We start from the raw sequence: 19,166 nt of genomic DNA on the forward strand, positions 1-19,166 counted from the left end.
GGAATGAGAAGGGGAGGGCGATCCGCGACGCGCAGGCGGATCGGCTCGGGCGCTTGCGAGCGCGCGATGAGCGGACAGAAGGTCGCGAAGGGCCGCCCTTTTCGGGCCGCCCCTCGCGAGGTCCGATCAGAAGTTGTAGTCCGCCATGTTGGCGGCGGTGACGCCGACCCAGCCCTGGCCGTAGAGAAGGTTCGGCGCGGCGCCGGCAGGCGTCGTCAGGTTCTCGTAGCCGGTCAGGCCGAGATTGAGGCCCGCCTTGATCTCGTCCTTCTTGCCCGCAAGGGCCATGGCCGCGATCGTGTTCATGGCGTAGCCGGCAACCGCCGGGTCCCAGAACTGGATGTACTGGATGTCGCCGTCCTTGAGATACTGACCGGCGACGGAGGGCAGGCCGGTGCCGGCGAAGAACAGCTTGTCCTTCAGCCCGCGCTCGGCGATGAGGCGCCCGGCGCCCGCCGAGGTCGGCATCGGACCGCCGAGAATGCCCTTGAGCTGGGGATAGGTGGTCAGCGCCTGCGACAGCTTGGTGTAGTCGGTGTTGGCGTCGTCATAGGTCTCGAGGCGGCCGGTGGCCTCGGACATCTTGGGGAAGTGCTCTTTCTGGTAGGCGACCGCGCCGTCGATCCATTCGTTTTGCGACTGCGAGGTGAGACTGCCGACCGTGGTGACGTACTGGCCTTCGCCGTTCATGCTCTTGCCGAGCGTTTCCATCAGCTTGGCGCCGTAGGCCTTGTTGTCGAAGGCCTCCAGCACGTAGTCGGCGTTCTTGAGGTTGGACGCTTCGTGCGCGACAACCACGATGCCGCGCTCGCGCGCCTTCTGGAGCACGGGCTCGACGGCCTCGACCGAGAAGGGAACGACGCAGATGGCGTCGACGCCCTGCGCGATCAGGTTCTCGATGATCTGGACCTGGGCCGCCGCGTCGGCCTGGCTCGGGCCGACCTGGAAGGCGTCGTGGCCGGTGTTCTTGGCGAACTGGTCGACGCCGGTATGCATACGGTCGAACCAGGCGATACCGTCCACCTTCACGACGGTCGCGATAGTGAATTTCTTGCCGGCCTTTTCCGCCGAGATGTCGGTGCGGGCCTTGCTCGTGTCGACGACGCCTTGCGCGAAGGCGGGCGCGGCGACGAGCGACAGGCCCAGCGCCAGAGATGCGATCAGTTTCTTCATCGATTCCTCCTCCTCGATCGATGCGGTGATGAGCCGCTTGTCGATATTCAGTATCCTCCGGCGGATGCCTTCTCCTGCGAGGCATCCACGATGGCGACGCTGGCGCTCGCGCCGATCCGGCTGGCGCCCGCCGCCACCATGGCGCGCGCGACCTCGGCCGTGCGGATGCCGCCCGACGCCTTGACGCCGATGTCGGGGCCGACGGTCCGGCGCATCAGGGCCACGGCCTCCACCGTGGCGCCTCCGGTCGAAAAGCCGGTGGATGTCTTGACGAAGTCCGCGCCGGTCTCGGCCGCGATGCGGCAGGCGGCGACGATCTGCGCCTCGTCGAGAAGGCAGGTCTCGAGGATCACCTTCAGAACCCGGCCGCCGGACGCCGCGCGAACGGCGGCGATGTCGGCGCGCACGCGCTCCAGATCGCCCTCCCGCAGGGCTCCGATGTCGAGAACCATGTCGAGTTCGTCGGCGCCCTCGCCGACGAGCCAGGCCGCTTCCGCAGCCTTGGCCGCCGCGCCGCTCGCCCCGAGCGGGAAGCCCAGAACCGCGCAGGTCTTGACGCTGGACCCGCGAAGACGCTCGGCGACGAAGGCGGCATGAACGCCGTTGACGCAGACCGACGCGAAACCGTGCGCCAGGGCCTCGTCGCAGCGGCGCGCGACGTCGGCGCGCGAGGCGTCAGGCTTGAGGACCGTGTGATCGATCAGGCCCGCCAGCCCGATCTCCCTATTCGCACTTCCGAGGCCCTGCATGAACTCTCCCAAAATTTGTGAACATCGTCACAGAATTTGGCATAGGTTTTTCACGCGGGTCTTGACCCGTCAAGCCGATAATTCGACGGTCCCCAAACGAACGTCCCCCACGAGGCTGCTAAGGAAGGGCCGATGGCATTGAAGAAGTCGGAGCGTCTCGCAAGGCTCGACGAGCGGCTGAAGTCGGAAGGGGTTCTGCACCTCAAGCAGGCGGCGGGGCTTCTCGGCGTGTCCGAGATGACGATCCGGCGCGATCTGGCGAGCGCCCCCGAAACCTTCCACTATCTCGGCGGATATATCCTGCCCGCCCAGGGCGAGCGGGGCGGGCTCTATCGTCTGGACGCGGAAAACGACGAGCATGCCGATGCCAAGGACGCGGCCTGCCGGCGCGCCGCGGCGCTCGTGCGGCCGGGCGACACGATCTTCCTGGACTGCGGAACGACGACGCCGCATCTCGCCGCCTATCTGCCGGGCGACGACCCGTTGACGGTGGTCTGCTACGCCCTCAACATCGCGAACCGGCTGGCCCTCAGACCCAATATCCGCATGATCGTCCTGGGAGGATTGTTTCATCCCTCCGCCCAGACCTTCTCGGGCGACGAGGCGATCCGAACGATCGAGCACCTGCGCATCAACCATGCGATCCTGTCCGCCGGCGGCGTTCACGCCACGCACGGCGTCACCTGTTCGAACTTCAACGAGGTGCCGATCAAGCAGGCGGCGATGAAGCGCGCGCTTCGGCGAACGCTCGTGGTGGACGAGAGCAAGCTGGGATGCGTGCGCCCCGCCTTCTTCGCCGCCGTCGATCAGTTCGACGAGATCGTCACCGAAACGAGCGTCACCTTGGCCCCGGTGTAGCGGCCCCCTCGCTTGGGCTTGCGCGCGGAAAGACGCCATGCTCCGCTTTGCGCCGCAAATTCGCGGATTTTGCCCTTCACAGGACGAGCATGGTTCCAGCGAAAACCCTGCGTCCTCTCCTGCTCCTTTGTCTGCTTCTGGCCGGGGGCGGGCGGGCGCTGGCGGCCGGCGAAGGCGAGGAGACCAAGCGGTCGGTAAGCTTCGCCGAGGCGACCTGCCGGATCATAGAGGACGAGGCCGGCCGCAACGGCCTGCCGGCGTCCTTCTTTGCCCGTCTGATCTGGAGGGAAAGCCTTTTCAACCCCAAGGTCGTCAGCCCAAAGGGCGCCCAAGGCATCGCCCAGTTCATGCCGGGCACCGCCGCCGAGCGCGGGCTCGCCGATCCGTTCGACGTGCCGACCGCGCTGGCGCATTCCGCGCAATATCTGACCGAGCTGAAAGCGAAGATGGGAAGCCTCGGCCTTGCCGCCGCGGCCTACAATGCCGGCCCGAACCGGGTCGCGGCGTGGAAGCAGGGCAAATCCGCCCTGCCACTGGAAACGCAGGACTATGTCCACTGGATCACCGGGCATTCGGCCGAGGACTGGTCGACGGCCACAAAGGCGCTGACGCTTCTCCCGATCGCGGAAAAGATGCCCTTCGCCACGGCCTGCCGCAAGCTCGCCGCCAGGGGCCTGACGGCCAGGATGCCGGACGCGACGCTGAAGCCCTCCGGCTGGCAGGCGCTCCTGATTTCGGGCCTCGGCATCCAGCAGGTCAAGGCTTCGCGGCAAGGGCGCATCCGCGTCGTGATCGATACGGAGGCGCCGGCTCGTCACTCCGGCGCCGCGTCGCGGCTGAAATAGGCGAGTTCGCGCCGCTATCCGATCCATTGATCGTAGCCTGCTTCGTTTTCTCACTTACGGAATTTCCCCCGCGACCGTTTTGATCGTTGCCGGGGCTCGGGCGCGACCCAGATTGGAACCGTTCGAAGGTTTCAGACGAACGGGGACGACCATGACAGACCATTCCAAGACGAATCCGGGCCATGGCGGGGAGACCCATCAGGTGGCGGACGCCGACCATCCCGTGCTGACCACGAACCACGGCACGCCGATCAGCGACAACCAGAACCAGCTGAAGGCGGGCGAGCGCGGGCCCGTGCTGCTGGAGGACGAGGTCTACCGCGAGAAGATCAACCATTTCGACCACGAGCGCATTCCCGAGCGCATCGTCCACGCGCGCGGCTCGGCCGCGCACGGCTATTTCGAATGCACGGACAGCCTGGCCGACATCACGCGCGCCGACCTCTTCCAGAAGAAGGGGCAGCGGACCGACGTGTTCGTGCGCTTCTCCACCGTCGCGGGCGGGGCGGGGTCCAGCGACACGCCGCGCGACGTGCGCGGCTTCGCGGTGAAGTTCTACACCCGCGAGGGCAATTGGGACCTCGTCGGCAACAACATCCCGATCTTCTTCATCCAGGACGCGATCAAGTTTCCCGACCTGATCCATGCCGCCAAGATGGAGGCCGACCGTGGCTATCCCCAGGCCGCGACCGCGCACGACACGTTCTGGGACTTCATCTCCCTGATGCCGGAATCGACCCACATGGCGATGTGGATCATGTCGGACCGGACCCTGCCGCGCACCTTCGCCAACATGGAAGGCTTCGGCATCCACACGTTCCGGTTCGTGAACCGGGAGGGTAAGTCGACCTTCGTGAAGTTCCACTGGAAGCCGAAGGCGGGTCTCGCCTCGACCATCTGGGACGAGACCGTGAAGGTCGCGGGCGCCGATCCCGATTTTCAGCGGCGCGACCTGTTCGAGCGGATCGGGCGCGGCGACTATCCCCAATGGGAACTGGGCGTCCAGCTCTTCGACCAGGCCTTTGCCGACAGCCAGCCCTATGACGTTCTGGACGCGACCAAGATCATTCCGGAGGAGATCCTGCCCGTCCGCATCGTCGGCAAGATGGTTCTCGACCGCTATCCCGACAACTACTTCGCCGAGACCGAGCAGGTGGCCTTCGTGCCGAGCCATGTCGTGCCCGGCATCGGCTTCTCCAACGATCCGCTGCTGCAGGGGCGCCTGTTCAGCTACACCGACACGCAGCTCTCGCGCCTCGGCACGGTCAACTTCCACCAGCTTCCGATCAACCAGGCCAAGGGCCGCCCGGACGGCTGCCCGTTCCTGAACCAGCAGCGCGACGGGCACATGCAGATGCAGGTGCCCAAGGGCCGCGCCAACTACGAGCCCAACAGCCTAGCCAAGGTGGGCGAGCCCGGCGGCGCGCGCGAGGACCCGGAAAACGGCTATCGCACCTTCCCCTCGCAGGAAGAGGGCGAGAAACTGCGCATCCGGCCCGAGAGCTTCGCCGACCATTACAGCCAGGCGCGCCTCTTCTGGCGTTCGATGGACCCGGCCGAGCAGGCCCACATCGCCTCCGCCTTCGTGTTCGAACTCTCCAAGGTCTCGATCGAGCACATCCGTGTGGCGATGATGGCCAATCTGCGCAATGTCGACGAAGAGCTCGCGAGCCGCGTCGCCGAGGGTCTGGCGATGGACCTGCCCAAGGCCTCGCCGACCAAGGTGCCGGTGATCGACATGGCGCCTTCGCCGGCGCTGCGCATCGTGCGCGGACCGCTGGAAAAGCACACGCTGCAGGGGCGCACGGTCGGCATCCTCTTTGCCGAGGGCACCGACGCGGCCGAGCTGAAGGCGGTGAAGGATGCGGTCAAGGCGGCGGGCGGCCATCCCATCACGATCGCGCCCAAGGTCGGGGCGGTGCCCTTGTCTGACGGAAGCCGCGTGAAGGCGGACGCCCAGCTCTTCGGCCAGCCCTCGGCGACGGTCGACGCCTGCGCCGTGGTGCTCAGCGAGGCGGCCTGCGCCAAGCTGGTGAAGGAAGCGGCGGCGGTGCAGTGGGTGATGGACGCCTTCGGCCACCTGAAGGCGATCGGCCACAACAAGGCCGCCAAGCCGCTGCTGGACAAGGCGGGCGTGGAGGCCGACGAGGGCGTCACGACGCTTGACGGCTTCGTGGAAGCGGCCAAGAAGCGCTACTGGGACCGCGAGGCCAAGGTGCGCACCCTGGCCTGACGCCTGCGATCATCGGATGGCCGCCCTCAGTGGGCGGCCATTCACACGCTCCGTGACGCCTGCGGGGACGGAAGGAGCGATACGGCAGAGTCAAGGGGCCGACTGGTCAGGTCGCCCGCTAGCTCCCGTTGTCGCGAATGCCTGAGTTGCACCGGTCAGCATCCCTCAAGCTTGCCCTGTATGATTGTAGAAGGCCCGTTAGGTTGGCAATGCTCCGACATGTCTAGCAGCATTCGACCATGGGCTAGAGCGAATAAGTTCCATAATGTAAATTACGAAGCTTCGCATTATTGTTTTTATTCCAGATAGATATATTTAGAAGCTGCGCTGCCACACGGCTTCCCTGCTCAATCGCTGTCCCAGCATGCTATGCGCCCAGTGAGCCCCCTGCAACGGCAGTGATTTAAACATCCGCCAATCGCAGGAGGTCGGCGCGGGTGCCTGGCGAGCCGGCGAGCACCACGCCGCCCGAGCTGAGGTCTGCCCAGGTGGCGGGATCGACGATCCAGCCGCCGGCCTCTTCGATCAGAAGGAACCCGGCGAAGCAGTCCCAGGCGTTCATATGCGGCTCCCAATAGGCGGCCAGACGCCCAGCCGCGACATAGGCGAGCGACAGCGCGCCCGAGCCGTTGCGGATGAACATGCCGCCCTCGTCGAGCAGCTTGCCGACGAAGCGGGAGATCACCGCGCTCGGCACCCGGTGGTTGGCGCCGAGGCCGAGCACGCCCGATCGCAGCGAGGAGTCTTGCGCGACACGCATCGGCCGCCCGTTGAGCGTCGCGCCGCCCCCGCGCCGGGCGGAAAAGAGTTCGTCGGTTTCCGGCGCGAAGATGACGCCGGCCACGATCCGCTCCCCCGCCATGACGGCGATCGACACGCACCAGGCGGGGATGCCGAAGACGAAGGGGCTGGTGCCGTCGATCGGGTCCATGACCCAGGTGAAGCCGGACGTGCCGGCCTGCAACCCGTATTCCTCGCCCAGCACCGCGTCGTCCGGGAAGCTCTCCGCGATACGTTCGCGCAGCAGCGTCTCCACTTCCTTGTCAGCGATCGAGACGACGTCCTGCCCGTTCAGCTTGGTGTCGATCGTCAGACGGGCGGGATCGCGAAAATAGGCGCTGGCGATGCGCCCGCCCTCTTGGGCGATGGCTTCGGCCAGGGCGTGGCGGCGGGCGATCGCGTCCTCCGGGTCGAGGGGCAGCGGCGTCGGGGCGGAAAGGGACATGGGGCTCACGCGGGTATGAGGGCGACGCCGCGCTCGTGCAGGCCGATCCCGACCTGTGCGGCGACGGGGCGGACATGCTCGATGGCGGGATCGACGATGAAAAGGCGGCCGAGAGCGGTCTCGACCTCGTATTCGATATGGTCTCCGAGATAGGCGGCGCTGGCGACGCGCCCCTCGAACCCGTCCGGCCGATGGTCCTGCAGGAAGAGCGCGTTGGGCCGGATGGCGAGCCGGGCGGCGCCCTCGCGCGCTTCCGCCCCCGAAACCGGATGCACCAGCCCGCCGAGCCGGGCGGCGAGGCGCCCATCGCCCGTGCGAACAACCTCGCAGGCCACCACATTCGCCTCGCCGATGAAGTCGGCGATGAAGGGCGATGCGGGGGATTCGTAGAGCTCGCGCGGCGTGCCGGCCTGGGCGATCGCGCCGTCCTTCATCACCACGATCCGGTCCGAGACGGCGAGCGCCTCTTCCTGGTCATGCGTGACATAGACGGCGGTGAAGCCGAGCCGCTGCTGCAACTCGCGGATCTCGGTGCGCACCTGCCGGCGCAGCCGCGCGTCGAGATTGGAGAGCGGCTCGTCCAGAAGCAGGACCTGCGGCTCCAGCACCAGCGCGCGGGCGACGGCGACGCGCTGCTGCTGGCCGCCGGACAATTCGCTGGGCAGGCGCGCGCCGTAGCCCACCAACCCGACCAAGGCGAGCCCCTCCTCCGCCCGCTCGCGCGCTTCGGCCTTGGACTTGCCGCCGGAGCGAAGGCCGTAGGCGACGTTGTCGGCAATGCTCATATGGGGAAACAGCGCGTAGGACTGGAACACCATGGACACGTCCCGCTCGTTGGCGGGCAGTTGCGTGACGTCCCGCCCGCCGATCAGGATGCGCCCGCCGGTCGGCTGTTCGAGCCCGGCCAGCATGCGCAGAGTCGTGGTCTTGCCGCAGCCCGAGGGGCCAAGCAGCGTCACCAGCGTTCCCGGCTCGATGTCGAGCGTGAGATCGGCGATCGCCACCACCGCGCCGAAGCGCTTCTCGACGGATTCGAAGCGGACCGATCCGGGCTTGAGGGTCGGGCTCATGCGATCTTCTCCTTCGACGGGACGAGCGGGGCGGCGACGGCGGCGGGCGCGAGGCGGACCTCGCGGCGCAGCGTGCGCTGCCCGACCACAAGTTGGAACAGGCCGATCACCGCGATCATGACGACGATCAGCATGGCCGAGTAGGCGATGGCGACGCCGTATTCCCCATTCTCGGTGAGGCCGACGATATAGGAGGTCGCCATGTTGTATTCAGCGCTGACGAGGAAGATCACCGCGCTGATCGAGGTGATGGAGCGCACGAAACTATAGACCAGCGCGCCCGTGATGGCCGGGCGCAGCAACGGCAGCACGACGCGGCGCAGCGTGGTGAACGTGTTGGCGCCGAGCGTCAGCGAGGCTTCGTCGAGGCTCCGGTCGAGCTGGCTCATGGCCGCGATGCCGCCGCGCACGCCCACCGGCATATTGCGGAAGATGAAGCAGACGACGAGGATCGCAGCGGTGCCCGTCATCTCGATCGGCGGCAGGTTGAACGCGAGGACATAGGACACGCCGATCACCGTGCCGGGGATGGCGAAGGACAGCATGAGCAGGAACTCCAGCCCCTCGCGCCCGGCAAAGCGCTGCCGCACCAAGAGATAGGCCGAGAGGAGGCCGACCGCAGCGGTGAGCGGCGCGGCGATCAGCGCGATCTCCATGGTGGTCCAGAACGAGTTCCAGGCCACCCCCGTCCAGCGCAGGCCGCCCTCACCCACCGCGACGGAAAAGGCCTTGCGGTAGTGGTCGAGCGTCAGCGTGTTGTCGAGGCCGAGCGTGCGCACCACGCTGCCGACGAGGATCATTGCGTAGACGGTGAGCGTGAACAGCACCCAGGGCACCACCATCGCATAGGAGCCGAGGCGCAGCCGCGCGTCGAGCGCGACATGGCGGCCGCTATCGCCCTTGCCTGTCACGGTCGTGTAGCTCTTGCCCTTCAGCCAAAGGCGCTGGAGCAGGAACGCCGACAACGTGAAGCCGAGCAGAACCAGGGCGAGAACGGCGGCCCTGGCGGGATCGTTCTGCGCGCCGACAACGGCAAAGAAGATCTCGGTGGAGAGAACGCCGTGGCTGCCGCCGAGCACCAGCGGATTGCCGAAATCGGCCATGCTCTCGATGAAGCCCACCAGAAAGGCGTTGGCGAGACCGGGGCGCATGAGCGGGAAGGACACGGTCCAGAAGGTGCGCCAGCGATCGGCGCGCATGGTCTGGGCCGCCTCCTCCATGGAGGGGCTGATGCCCTCCACCACGCCGATCAGCACCATGAAGGCGATGGGCGTGAAGCTCAGCATCTGCGCGATCCAGATGCCGGGCATACCGTAGAGCCAGCGACCGCCGTCGAGACCGGTCAGCGAAGCGATGCCGGTCGTGACGACGCCCGAGCGCCCGAACAGAAGGATCAGCGCCAAGCCGATCACGAAGGGCGGCGTGATGATGGGCAGGATGGTGAGAAGCCGCAGGATGCGCTTGAAGGGAAAGCGCGTGCGGGTGGCGACCAGCGCAAAGGCAAGACCCAGAACGGTCGTGCCGAGGCCCGTCATGGTCGCGAGAAACATCGTGCGCCAGGCCAGGCCACAGGTGCCGGAGCCGGTGAGGCAGCCGAGCGACCAGATCGACGGGTCGCGGATGTTGCGGGTGAAGCTGGTCGCGTCGAACGAGCCGTCCGTTGCCTGGAACGCGCCGATGAAGAGGCTCGCCAGGGGATAGAGCACGAAGGCCGAAACCAGCGCCACGACGAAGGTGATGGCGGAGAGAACGAAAGCGTCGCCCCGCAACCAGCCCCTTTCGGCCGCGCCGAAGGCAATCAGCAGAAGGAAGGTGCAGGCCAGCGCGAAGGCGCCGAGGCCGAAGGGCGGCTGGCCGTCGGCAAGCGGGCCGAACAGGGCTTCCCAGCCGCTCCAGTTCCACCCGCCATAGCCGATCGAGAGCCCTTCCACGACGAGGGCAGCCAAGCCGAGCGCACCCAGCGCCGCGATCCGCCCACCCCTCGCCCGGCCCGGCGTCTGGAAACGCAGGGCGATGGCGAGCGCGAATGGCGGGATCGGCAGAAGCAGCCAGGGTGCCGGGCGCAGCACGATCTGCGCCAGCGCCGGCGCGCCGGGCCCGCCCAGCGGATAGGCCTCGAGCCAGCCAAGGCTCAAGAGCCCGCCCTCGATCCCGTACCAGGGCAGAAGCGCGAGCGCGAGAAGCCCCAGAACAAGGGCTCCGTCCAAACGGCGAAGTCGACGGTCCATCGGCATGTCCTCAGGCAGCGGGCGGAGAGGCCTTGGTCGGCCCGCTCCACGGCCAGAACGGGCGGCGCCGCAAATGGGCGACGCCGCGGGATCGCTTAGTTGGCGATGGCGCCGATCTCGCGGTCCCAGCGCTCCAGCAGCGCCTTGCGGGTTTCCGAATTGCCGTATTTGGCGAAGTCGTAGTCGATCAGCTTGATCTCGGTGAGTTTGGGCGCCTCCGGGGGCACGGCGGCCGTCTTGTTGGACGGGAGCTGGAAGGAGTTCGCCTCCGCCGCGCGCGACTGGACCTCCGGGCTCAGCGCCCAGTCGTAGAAGACCTTGGCGTTTTCCAGGTTCTTGGCGCCCTTGACGATCGACATGGAGCCGACCTCGAAGCCCGTGCCCTCGCAGGGCGCGACGGTCTTGATCGGGAAGCCTTCCTTGGTCATGGCCACGGCGTCATGCATGAAGACGATGCCGAGCCCGGTCTCGCCGCGCGCGGCCGCCTTGACCGGCGCCGAGCCGGACTTGGTGTATTGCGTCACGTTGGCGTTGAGCGCCTTGAGATAGGTGAAGGCCGGCTCCTCGCCCATGATCTGGACCAGCGTCGCCAGCGCGTTGTAGGCGGTGCCCGAGGAGTTCGGATTGGCGACCTGGATCTCGCCCTTGTAGGCGTCCGCCGTCAGGTCCTTCCAGCATTTGGGCTCGGCGAGCCCCTTCTTGGCGAAGATCTCGGTGTTGTAGCCCCAGCCGAGCGCGCCGGAATAGATGCCGACCGTCCTGAAGCCTGAGACCTCCGCCTGCTTCTGCGCCCAGGGCTGCAACTCGCCCAGGCGGGGCGACTTGTATTCCACGGTCAGCTTGTCTTCGGCCGCCTGAAGATGCGGGTCGCCCGTGCCGCCCCACCAGAGATCGGTCTTGGGATTGCGCGCTTCGGCGCGGACACGGGCATAGGCCTCCCCCGAACTCATGCGCACCATGTTCACGGCGATGTCGGAATGGTCCTTCTCGAACGCCGTTTCCATCAGCTCGCACCATTTCACGTCGGCGGCGCAGATGAGGTTCAGCGTCCCCGCCGCGCTGGCCGGCAGGGCGCCGGCGGCAAGCGTGAAGAGGACGGCGGTTGCTTTCAAGCCCATGCGCATTGTCGAAGCCTCCCAGCTGTTATCGTCTTTGCACTGCTGTGCAAGCTCGATGACGGAGACCGTCTTGTCAATGTGGGAAAGGTCGGAGATAGTGGCCTAAATGTGCTGCAATGCAGTGCACCGGCTGGAATGAGGTTCGGCATGGAGTTCGATCGGGACCGGTCGGCGGCGTTCGCGAGCGCTTCGGAAGTGGCGCGCCTGGCGGGCGTGTCGCGCTCGGCGGTGTCGCGCGCCTTCACGCCCGGCGCCAGCATCTCAGTGGAAACGCGGGCCAAGGTCGAGGCGGCGGCGCGCGAACTCGGCTACCATGTCAACCATCTGGCGCGCGGGCTGATCCGCCAGCGCACGGGCATCGTCTGCCTCGTCGTCGCCGACATCCACACGCCCTATCTCTCGCGCCTTCTCGACCACATGTCGCGCGCCCTGCAGGCGGCGGGCAAGGTCGTGATGGTGCTGAACGCGGGCCGCGAGGCGCTGCATGTCGAGGATGCGCTGCGCCAGACGCTGAACTACCGGGCCGACGCGACCATCGTCCTGTCCGGCACGCCCTATCGCTCCATCGCGCAAGCCTGTCTCGACAGCGGCCAGCGCCTCGTTCTTCTCAACCGAGACGACCATCTGCCCGGCACGGTCAATCTCGCCGTCAACAACGATCTAGCGGCGCGCACGGCGGCGACGCTGTTTCGGCGCAGCCTCTATCGCCGGCCCGCGCTGGTCGCGTCCGGCGTCGGCACGCCAAGCCTCACCGCCCGTTGCGCCAGCTTTCAGGACGCGCTGCGCGCCGAGGGCCTTTCGGCGCGCGTCTGGAGCCAGGGGGCTACGGCCTATGAGAGCGGCCTTCAGGCCGGCACGGCGCTGTTCTCCTCCGCCGAGCCGCCGGACTGCGTCTTCGCGGTGACCGACCTTTTGGCTTGCGGCGTGATGGACGCGGCCCGCCATCGTTTCGGCCTTCGCATTCCCGAGGATGTCGGAATCATCGGCTTCGACGATATCGAACAGGCGGGCTGGGCCTCCTACGAGCTCACCACCTTCGCCCAACCGTGTCAGGAAATCGCCGATTGGACGGTGCGCCTCGTCGCGGACGGTGCGGAACAAGGCTCGAGGGCCGACCGCATCTTCGACGCCCCGCTCGTCTGGCGTAACTCGGTTCGGTCGGGCAGCGCTTGAGGGCAGGCGCGGCAGTGGGGATGGCCGGCAGGGATCGGCCTGCTGGCGAATGTCCAGGCAAGACGGAAACGCTCTGCCTGGACATTCGACGAGGCGTTTCAAGCGCGTCGGCGCGTCGCGACGAAGGTGACGGCACCTGCGGCGACGCCGGCGAGCATCCACTTGAAGGGCAGGACATCGGCCGTTTCGGAGCGGATCGGCAGGACCGTGACCGAGCCACGATCATTCTCGACGCCCATCTTCCCCTCGGCCTTGGCGGCCGCGATCGCCTCCGGCGAGACGACCCATTCGGCGCCGCGCTTCTGGTCGTAGATCATCAGGCCACCCCCGACCAGAACGGCCAGAACGAGCGCGAACGCGAGGCGCGGCAGAAGAGACATCAGCTTAAACTCCAGTCTTACATTCAACAAACAGGAGCGCGTGTATCAGAGATGGCCACGTTGAGGAAAACGCGCGCGCCTTGGGGCGCACCTAGCCGAACCCGCCTCTCGCAGCGCGAACTCACCGATCTCGGCATTGCGCGCCTGGACATCCCGGCCACCGCCTACCAGCCGACGCGCTAAGAGTTTCTCGCTTTTGTCCCGACCGGTCCTCCCCCGGTCGTGGCGCTCGAGCAGAATAGGTCCTCCCCCCTTTCGGCTGCTCTCTCACGCGCTTGCCAGTCTTCCCCCGGCGAGGGCGTTTTCGTTTGTGTTTGGCGCAAGACGCGAAAACGCCCGCTTCCGGTTCTCCCATGAAGGCCCTCGGAAAGGCGCGGGAGATCGGAGGCGGGCGTTGGTCGGCGGGCCGCCTTTCGGCGACAGTGTCAGCTCAGGGGCGGTGTCAGTTCAAAAAGGCCGCGTCGGAACCCGGGACCATGTCGGGCGCGATGCTCGTGGCCGAGCGAGCCGCGTGGGCCTGCGCGGGGGCGGCCTTAGGTGCGCTGCTTAGGAAGGCGGCGTCGGAACCGGGGACCAGATCGCTGTTCGAGCCCGGCTGAGCCGCGCCCAAGTCGGCGGTGTGGGGCATGCCGTAGCGGGTGGTCGAGGTCGTGGAGTGAGCGGGCGTCGCCTGCGAATAGAAGGCGGCGTCGGAGCCCGGGACGATGGAGTCGGCGAAGGCGGGAGCGGCGGTCGCGGCCATCGAGGCGAGAGCGATAAGGGTGACGAGCTTCATGATCTTTAGTCCTTGCCAATACGGATCTCTCGGCCCTTGTGAACTCGCGAGTCGATTGCGATCCTTGAAGCCAGGATCGTCCCTTTCTGCTATGAAGGGAACTGAAGTCTTGTCAGCGCGGATGTGAATTCCATGCACTTCAGGCAGTTCGATTTGAATCTCCTGCGCGTCTTCGAAGCCCTGTTCGAAGAGCGCAACGCCACCCTTGCGGGGCGCCGCCTCGGCCTCAGCCCCTCGGCGGTCAGCCACGCGACTGCGCGCCTGCGGGAAGCGGTGGGCGACCCGCTCTTCGTTCGCGTGCCGGGCAAGATGGTGCCGACCCAGCGCGCGCTGGAGATCGCCCCGGCGATTCTCGACATCCTGCGCCAGTTGCAAGATGTCTTGGAAAACAGGGGGTTCGTCGCCGCGGAGAGCACGCGCGAGTTCGTGGTGGCCACGGTGCCCTACGTGTCTCTCGTGATCGTGCCGCCCCTCCTGCGCGTCTTGAGGGCCCATGCGCCCCATGTCCGGCTGCGGACCGTTCATCTCTCCGACCATTCGATGCGCGATCTTCAGAACGGCGATCTCGACGCGGTTCTGGTGCGCACGCGCGGCCAGCACGACGCCGTGGAGTGCCATGTCCTGTTCGAGGAAACGCTGGCCTGGGTGGTTCGGGCGGATCATCCCGCCATACGCGACGGGCTCACCCACGAGCGGTTGCGAACCATCCCATTCGCGCGAATTTCGTCGCCCGACCTCTGGACACAGCAGATGGGCGAGCGAACTGGCTCGGCCTATGTCGATCTCATCCATAGCGAACGGCAGGGCTGCGGGCCGGAGCCGGCCTGCGACCCCGCCGTCGTGGTGCCCGACAGTTTAAGTGCGCTGATGCTCGTTCTGGAAAGCGGCTTTACCGCGCTGCTGCCACGCCGCATCGCCACGCGCTCGCTGCTGGCGCCCCAGTTGCGAACGCTCGAAACGGCCGCACAATCTCCGGCGGCTCAGATCGGTGCCTATGTCGCGACCCGCTCCAAGACCGACCCCGGCGTGGAATGGCTGCTGGCGCGGGTGCACGAGGCAGCCGAGATGACGGACGGGGTTCTCGCGTCGGAACTTGTCGCGGTTTGAGAAACCCTCCGTTGGCGGATGGTGAGCCTGCGTCGCGACACTGGCCAAACGGCATTCTCCGGATTAGATTTAGCTAAGTTAGCTAATAGGAGGCTGGAATGCAGGTGACGGTTCATGTTGCCAAGACGCAGCTCTCGAAACTGATCGAGGCCGCGATCGCCGGCGAGGAGGTCGTGATCGCCAAGGGCAAGCGCCCCGTGGCGAGGATCGTCCCCATCGCTCAAGGGCGCTTCACGATCGGCCTCCTGAAAGGGCAGTTCGCTGGCGAAGGCCCCGACTTCTTCGAACCCATGAGCGAGGACGAACTGGCGCTGTGGGAAGGGTCCACGTGAGGTCGGTTCTTCTCGATACGCATGCCTGGGCGTGGTCTCTGACGGGCGACGCACGCCTGTCAGTCAGGGCCACGAGCGCCATGACGGAGGCCGAGACCGTGTTTGTCAGCGCGATCAGCCTGTTCGAGATCGGCCAGAAGGTTCGTCTCGGCAAATGGCCCGAGATGGAGCCGTTTCTTCACCGGCTGGTCGAGCTGGCCGAGGAACAAGGCGCCCGCCTCGTGCCCTTGTCGGCGGAGGCCAGCCTTCTGGCCGCCACGCTCCCCTGGGCGCACCGCGACCCCTTCGATCGGATCATCGGCGCGACGGCGATGGCCAAGGGCCTGACCCTGGTGTCGGCCGACGCCGCCTTCGAAGGCCTTGCCGGCGAGCCGAAATGGCCTGGTCGGCTGTGGTGAGCGCGGCGCTCTGGCGTCACCACTTCGATCTCCCAACCTGACCCTTGCCCGCGCACCGTTGAGGGTCCCGAAAGAAGTATCGCTTACGATCATCTCGGAACGAGGATTGTGGGCGAAATGACGTTGAGCTTGGCGAATCTGACCGCGATCCGCAGCCGCCGGGAGATGCGGATCAAGATCGCGATCGCGACCTTCGGGATCGTCGCGGTGACGGACGGGGTCGATGCGCTCGTCAACCTCTACACGCAGCCCGACCGTCTCTGGCCTTCCTTCGTTCAGACGACCCTGGTCGCGGCGGCCATGTCGCTTCTGTTTCTCTGGCTTCTGGCGCGCTCGAACCTGCGCCTGTTCGAACTGAAGGAGCGCTTCGAGGCGCTGGCTCTGACCGACATCCAGACCGGTCTCCTCAACCGGCGCGGCTTCTTTGCCCGCCTCGACAAGGCGAGGACCGCCGGTGCCGACCTGACGCTCGGCGTGGTCGACGTCGATCATTTTAAACGGATCAACGACACCTATGGGCATCTGGTCGGCGACTACGTCATCGCCGAGATCGGGCGCCTGCTGAACGACGCGCTGAAGGACCCGCATTTCGTCGGGCGCGTGGGCGGCGAGGAGTTCGCGGTCGCCCTGAGCGGCATGACGCCGAACGAGGCACTCCTGACGGGGGACCGGTTGCGGGGCAAGCTCTCCGAGATCGGCGGACCGCCGCTTCCCGCCAATCTCACGGTAACGGCGAGCATCGGCCTGGCGCACATGGGAGAGGAGGAGAGCATGATCTCCTACGCGCGCGCCGACCGCGCGCTTTACGACGCCAAGCACAGCGGCCGAGACGTCACCATCAGCGCCGATCTGGAAACGGGCGGCAACATCGTTCGAATGCCGCTCGCCGCCCGTGCGCCGAGCCCGGCCCAGGCGGAGTGCGCGACGGGCCAGTGACGGCGCGGGCGCGGTCGATGTGAGGCGAAGCGAGGAATTCCGGAACGGAAGGATCGATAGCAGGCGAAAGCTTGAGTCCGCGCGGTGTTGGAACGGAAGAGTCGGACGAGGCTTTCCGTCATCCAACGCCTTGAAGGACTTGTTATGACGCGCGTGTCCCGCCTCGCCCTGGCTCTTGCCACGGCCACCCTGCTTTCGGCCGCAGCCCTTGCCCAGACCGCCGCAACGGCCCCCGCAGCCGACGCCTCGAAGCCCATGGCGCAGCCCGCGCCCGAGATGAAGGCCGTTCTCGACAAGCTGACCGCGCTCGGCGCCAAGCCGATCGGCACGCAGTCCGTCGAGGAAACCCGCAAAGGGCCGACCCCCGCCGACGCCGCCATGGCGGTGATGAAGGAAAAGGGCATCCAGCCAGACGCCGCCTTCAAGGCCGTGAAGACCCGCGACCTGACCATCCCCGGCGCCGGCGGCCCGATCCCGGTTCGCATCTACACGCCGGAGGGCACCGGCCCATTCCCGATCGTGGTCTATTTCCACGGCGGCGGCTGGGTGATCGCCGATATCGACACCTACGACGCCTCGGCGCGGGGCATTGCGGCGGGCGCCAAGGCGGTGGTGGTCTCGGCCGACTATCGCCACGCGCCCGAGCACAAGTTCCCCGCCGCGCATGAGGACGCGAACGCGGCCTACAAATGGGCGATCGAGAACTCCGGCTCCTTCAACGGCGATGCGAAGAAGGTCGCGCTCGTGGGCGAGAGCGCCGGCGGCAATCTCGCGGCCAATGTCGCCATCACCGCGCGCGACCAGAAGCTGACCGCGCCGCTCGCCGAGGTCCTGGTCTATCCCGTCGCCGGCAAGGACATGACGACGCCGTCCTATGTCGAGAACGCCGAGGCCATGCCCCTGTCGAAGAAGGCGATGGAGTGGTTCGTCTCCAACGTCTTCGAGTCCAAGCAGCAGGCCGCCGACCCGCGCCTCGATCTCGTGAACCGCTCCGACCTCGCGGGCCTTCCGCCGACGACCATCATCAACGCCGAGATCGACCCGCTCCGCTCGGAAGGCGAGATGCTGGCCGGGAAGCTGAAGGCGGCAGGCGTTGCGACCGAGCAGAAAACCTATGCGGGCGTGACGCACGAGTTCTTCGGCATGGCGGCCGTGGTGCCCCAGGCCAAGGACGCGACCGCCATGGCCGTCGCCGCGCTGACCAAGGCCTTCGCGAACTAAGAGCCCCTAACAAAATCTCTGGGCGGAGGATGGGCGAGGGATTTTCGTTCGGGAACAAGGAGCGAAGCGCAGTCGATGCCGGCGGCATCGGCGAGCATTCGCGACGAAGTCCACGGCGAAAAGACCCGACCAGCCGACCCCACGAGATTTTTGTTAGGTGCTCTCAGCGCGCACTAAGCCCGAACGATTGGCGCCGCCGGCATCGGACCGATGTCGGCGGCGTTTCCGATCGGCTACGGACACGTTCTCACAAGGCCCGAAGATCGATCCGCTCCTGGCTCTCCCGGTCGAAGACGTGGATGGCCGGGATGTCGATCCGCAGGTGAATTCGCTCGTCGGCGACGTGAACCCGCCGTTCGGCCAGCGACACGACGAGGGTCTGTTCGCCCGCGCGCACCTTCAGGAAGCTGGCGCTGCCGGTGGATTCCAGCGTCTCCACGCGCGCCTCGAACGCATCGGGCTCGCCCGGAGCCGCGATCTTCAGGTGCTCGGGCCGAAGACCAAGCGTGACGCGCTGGCCGGGCTGCGCGTGGCCGCCCAGCGCAAGCGTCAGTCCGCCATCCTCGGCTCTGGCCCGCGCGCCCGTGTCGTCCACCACGGCAGGAATGAAGTTCATGGCGGGCGAGCCGATGAAGCCGGCGACGAAAATGTTGGCCGGGCGGTCGTAGAGATCGAGCGGCGCGCCCTGCTGCTCCACCACGCCAGCGCGCAGGATCACGATATGGTCGGCCATGGTCATGGCCTCGATCTGGTCGTGCGTGACGTAGATCGAGGTCGCGCCCAGCCGGTCGTGCAGCTTGCGGATCTCGCCGCGCATGTGAACGCGGAGCGCCGCGTCGAGATTGGACAGCGGCTCGTCGAACAGGAAGACCTTGGGATCGCGCACGATGGCGCGGCCCATCGCGACGCGCTGGCGCTGGCCGCCGGAAAGCTCGCGCGGCAGGCGGTCGAGCAGCCCGGTCAGGCCCAGCGTCTCGGCGGCCTTGCGCGTGGCCGCCGCGATTTCCTGCTTGGCGCGGCCGCGCAGGCGCAGCGCGTAGCTCATGTTGTCGGCCACCGACATGTGGGGATAGAGCGCGTAGGACTGGAACACCATGGCCACGTCCCGCTGGCGCGGCGGGCGCTTGGCGACGCTCTCCCCCGCGATGCGAATGTCGCCCGACGACACGGTTTCCAGGCCCGCCAGGGTTCGCAGGAGCGTCGATTTTCCGCAGCCCGACGGCCCGACAAGGGCGACGAACGTGCCGGGCGCGACCTTCACATCGATGTCGTGCAGCGCATGAAAGGTGCCGTAGTGCTTGTTCAGCCGATCGATCTCGATCTGATAGGCGGGAGAGGACATGGA

18 protein-coding genes are annotated in these 19,166 nt (G+C 66.9%); 9 read left to right on the top strand and 9 right to left on the bottom strand.

The genetic code is table 11. From position 1 onward, the window contains the following. Positions 1-126: 126 nt before the first annotated feature. Positions 127-1,173 carry an autoinducer 2 ABC transporter substrate-binding protein gene (locus AUL32_RS18295; protein WP_062118164.1) on the bottom strand — a complete coding sequence of 349 codons (1,047 nt, stop codon included), beginning with the start codon at positions 1,171-1,173 and terminating at the stop codon, positions 127-129. Positions 1,174-1,220: 47 nt separating this feature from the next. Next, positions 1,221-1,922 (bottom strand): deoxyribose-phosphate aldolase, encoded by a 702-nt coding sequence (deoC, locus tag AUL32_RS18300; RefSeq protein ID WP_062118166.1) that lies wholly within the window; start codon positions 1,920-1,922, stop codon positions 1,221-1,223. 132 nt (positions 1,923-2,054) lie between these two features. Here deoC and AUL32_RS18305 point away from each other — a divergent pair, with 132 nt between their 5' ends. The 3 genes from AUL32_RS18305 to AUL32_RS18315 all read left to right on the top strand — a co-directional run bounded on the left by AUL32_RS18305 (position 2,055) and on the right by AUL32_RS18315 (position 5,858). Then, positions 2,055-2,780, top strand: a complete 726-nt coding sequence (locus AUL32_RS18305; RefSeq protein ID WP_062118169.1) for a DeoR/GlpR family DNA-binding transcription regulator — start codon at positions 2,055-2,057, stop codon at positions 2,778-2,780. Between the two features lie 89 nt (positions 2,781-2,869). Next, on the top strand, positions 2,870-3,625 hold the full coding sequence (locus AUL32_RS18310; RefSeq protein WP_082659828.1) for a lytic transglycosylase domain-containing protein: 756 nt from the start codon (positions 2,870-2,872) through the stop codon (positions 3,623-3,625). Positions 3,626-3,776: 151 nt separating this feature from the next. Next, positions 3,777-5,858, top strand: coding sequence for a catalase (locus tag AUL32_RS18315; RefSeq protein ID WP_062118175.1), 2,082 nt, complete (start codon positions 3,777-3,779; stop codon positions 5,856-5,858). 403 nt (positions 5,859-6,261) lie between these two features. Here AUL32_RS18315 and AUL32_RS18320 read toward each other — a convergent pair whose 3' ends face one another. The 4 genes from AUL32_RS18320 to AUL32_RS18335 all read right to left on the bottom strand — a co-directional run bounded on the left by AUL32_RS18320 (position 6,262) and on the right by AUL32_RS18335 (position 11,499). Next, entirely contained in the window at positions 6,262-7,083 is an 822-nt protein-coding gene (locus AUL32_RS18320; RefSeq protein WP_062118178.1) for an inositol monophosphatase family protein, read from the bottom strand. Between the two features lie 5 nt (positions 7,084-7,088). Further along, positions 7,089-8,153, bottom strand: a complete 1,065-nt coding sequence (locus AUL32_RS18325; protein ID WP_062118181.1) for an ABC transporter ATP-binding protein — start codon at positions 8,151-8,153, stop codon at positions 7,089-7,091. Next, on the bottom strand, positions 8,150-10,381 hold the full coding sequence (locus AUL32_RS18330) for an ABC transporter permease (RefSeq protein ID WP_062118184.1): 2,232 nt from the start codon (positions 10,379-10,381) through the stop codon (positions 8,150-8,152). Before AUL32_RS18330 ends, AUL32_RS18325 begins: the two co-directional genes overlap by 4 nt. A 95-nt stretch (positions 10,382-10,476) precedes the next feature. Beyond that, entirely contained in the window at positions 10,477-11,499 is a 1,023-nt protein-coding gene (locus AUL32_RS18335) for an ABC transporter substrate-binding protein (RefSeq protein WP_374700966.1), read from the bottom strand. A gap of 147 nt (positions 11,500-11,646) precedes the next feature. Here AUL32_RS18335 and AUL32_RS18340 point away from each other — a divergent pair, with 147 nt between their 5' ends. Beyond that, entirely contained in the window at positions 11,647-12,672 is a 1,026-nt protein-coding gene (locus AUL32_RS18340) for a LacI family DNA-binding transcriptional regulator (RefSeq protein WP_062118191.1), read from the top strand. Positions 12,673-12,770: 98 nt separating this feature from the next. Here AUL32_RS18340 and AUL32_RS18345 read toward each other — a convergent pair whose 3' ends face one another. Together AUL32_RS18345 and AUL32_RS18350 are read right to left on the bottom strand one after the other, a co-directional pair. Next, positions 12,771-13,052 carry a hypothetical protein gene (locus AUL32_RS18345; RefSeq protein ID WP_062118194.1) on the bottom strand — a complete coding sequence of 94 codons (282 nt, stop codon included), beginning with the start codon at positions 13,050-13,052 and terminating at the stop codon, positions 12,771-12,773. Positions 13,053-13,494: 442 nt separating this feature from the next. Next, the gene (locus AUL32_RS18350) at positions 13,495-13,827 is read right to left on the bottom strand and encodes a hypothetical protein (protein ID WP_062118197.1); all 333 of its coding nucleotides are present in this window, start codon (positions 13,825-13,827) and stop codon (positions 13,495-13,497) included. A 132-nt stretch (positions 13,828-13,959) separates the two neighbouring features. Between AUL32_RS18350 and AUL32_RS18355 the strand changes: the two genes are divergently transcribed. The 5 genes from AUL32_RS18355 (at position 13,960) to AUL32_RS18375 (ending at position 17,821) form a co-directional block, all read left to right on the top strand. Further along, positions 13,960-14,934, top strand: coding sequence for a LysR family transcriptional regulator (locus AUL32_RS18355; RefSeq protein WP_061978546.1), 975 nt, complete (start codon positions 13,960-13,962; stop codon positions 14,932-14,934). A 98-nt stretch (positions 14,935-15,032) separates the two neighbouring features. Beyond that, on the top strand, positions 15,033-15,266 hold the full coding sequence (locus AUL32_RS18360) for a type II toxin-antitoxin system Phd/YefM family antitoxin (protein WP_061978547.1): 234 nt from the start codon (positions 15,033-15,035) through the stop codon (positions 15,264-15,266). Further along, on the top strand, positions 15,263-15,664 hold the full coding sequence (locus AUL32_RS18365; protein WP_061978548.1) for a type II toxin-antitoxin system VapC family toxin: 402 nt from the start codon (positions 15,263-15,265) through the stop codon (positions 15,662-15,664). Before AUL32_RS18360 ends, AUL32_RS18365 begins: the two co-directional genes overlap by 4 nt. A 129-nt stretch (positions 15,665-15,793) precedes the next feature. Beyond that, positions 15,794-16,600 carry a GGDEF domain-containing protein gene (locus AUL32_RS18370; RefSeq protein WP_187301355.1) on the top strand — a complete coding sequence of 269 codons (807 nt, stop codon included), beginning with the start codon at positions 15,794-15,796 and terminating at the stop codon, positions 16,598-16,600. 144 nt (positions 16,601-16,744) lie between these two features. After that, positions 16,745-17,821: an alpha/beta hydrolase gene (locus AUL32_RS18375; RefSeq protein WP_062118201.1), complete on the top strand. Its 1,077-nt coding sequence runs from the start codon at positions 16,745-16,747 to the stop codon at positions 17,819-17,821. A 247-nt stretch (positions 17,822-18,068) separates the two neighbouring features. Here AUL32_RS18375 and AUL32_RS18380 read toward each other — a convergent pair whose 3' ends face one another. After that, positions 18,069-19,163 carry an ABC transporter ATP-binding protein gene (locus AUL32_RS18380; protein ID WP_062118204.1) on the bottom strand — a complete coding sequence of 365 codons (1,095 nt, stop codon included), beginning with the start codon at positions 19,161-19,163 and terminating at the stop codon, positions 18,069-18,071. Between the last annotated feature and the right edge of the window lie 3 nt (positions 19,164-19,166).

The organism is Aureimonas sp. AU40, from assembly GCF_001463785.1.
Lineage (GTDB): Bacteria > Pseudomonadota > Alphaproteobacteria > Rhizobiales > Rhizobiaceae > Aureimonas.

Bases quoted from the DNA above. Each gene is read 5' to 3' on its own strand.
- AUL32_RS18310 (WP_082659828.1), top strand. From the start codon at position 2,870: ATGGTTCCAGCGAAAACCCTGCGTCCTCTCCTGCTCCTTTGTCTGCTT.
- AUL32_RS18325 (WP_062118181.1), bottom strand. From the start codon at position 8,153: ATGAGCCCGACCCTCAAGCCCGGATCGGTCCGCTTCGAATCCGTCGAG.
- AUL32_RS18330 (WP_062118184.1), bottom strand. From the start codon at position 10,381: ATGGACCGTCGACTTCGCCGTTTGGACGGAGCCCTTGTTCTGGGGCTT.
- AUL32_RS18355 (WP_061978546.1), top strand. From the start codon at position 13,960: ATGCACTTCAGGCAGTTCGATTTGAATCTCCTGCGCGTCTTCGAAGCC.
- AUL32_RS18375 (WP_062118201.1), top strand. From the start codon at position 16,745: ATGACGCGCGTGTCCCGCCTCGCCCTGGCTCTTGCCACGGCCACCCTG.
- AUL32_RS18335 (WP_374700966.1), bottom strand. From the start codon at position 11,499: ATGGGCTTGAAAGCAACCGCCGTCCTCTTCACGCTTGCCGCCGGCGCC.
- AUL32_RS18295 (WP_062118164.1), bottom strand. From the start codon at position 1,173: ATGAAGAAACTGATCGCATCTCTGGCGCTGGGCCTGTCGCTCGTCGCC.
- AUL32_RS18340 (WP_062118191.1), top strand. From the start codon at position 11,647: ATGGAGTTCGATCGGGACCGGTCGGCGGCGTTCGCGAGCGCTTCGGAA.
- AUL32_RS18360 (WP_061978547.1), top strand. From the start codon at position 15,033: ATGCAGGTGACGGTTCATGTTGCCAAGACGCAGCTCTCGAAACTGATC.
- deoC (WP_062118166.1), bottom strand. From the start codon at position 1,922: ATGCAGGGCCTCGGAAGTGCGAATAGGGAGATCGGGCTGGCGGGCCTG.
- AUL32_RS18350 (WP_062118197.1), bottom strand. From the start codon at position 13,827: ATGAAGCTCGTCACCCTTATCGCTCTCGCCTCGATGGCCGCGACCGCC.
- AUL32_RS18320 (WP_062118178.1), bottom strand. From the start codon at position 7,083: ATGTCCCTTTCCGCCCCGACGCCGCTGCCCCTCGACCCGGAGGACGCG.
- AUL32_RS18345 (WP_062118194.1), bottom strand. From the start codon at position 13,052: ATGTCTCTTCTGCCGCGCCTCGCGTTCGCGCTCGTTCTGGCCGTTCTG.
- AUL32_RS18305 (WP_062118169.1), top strand. From the start codon at position 2,055: ATGGCATTGAAGAAGTCGGAGCGTCTCGCAAGGCTCGACGAGCGGCTG.
- AUL32_RS18380 (WP_062118204.1), bottom strand. From the start codon at position 19,163: ATGTCCTCTCCCGCCTATCAGATCGAGATCGATCGGCTGAACAAGCAC.
- AUL32_RS18315 (WP_062118175.1), top strand. From the start codon at position 3,777: ATGACAGACCATTCCAAGACGAATCCGGGCCATGGCGGGGAGACCCAT.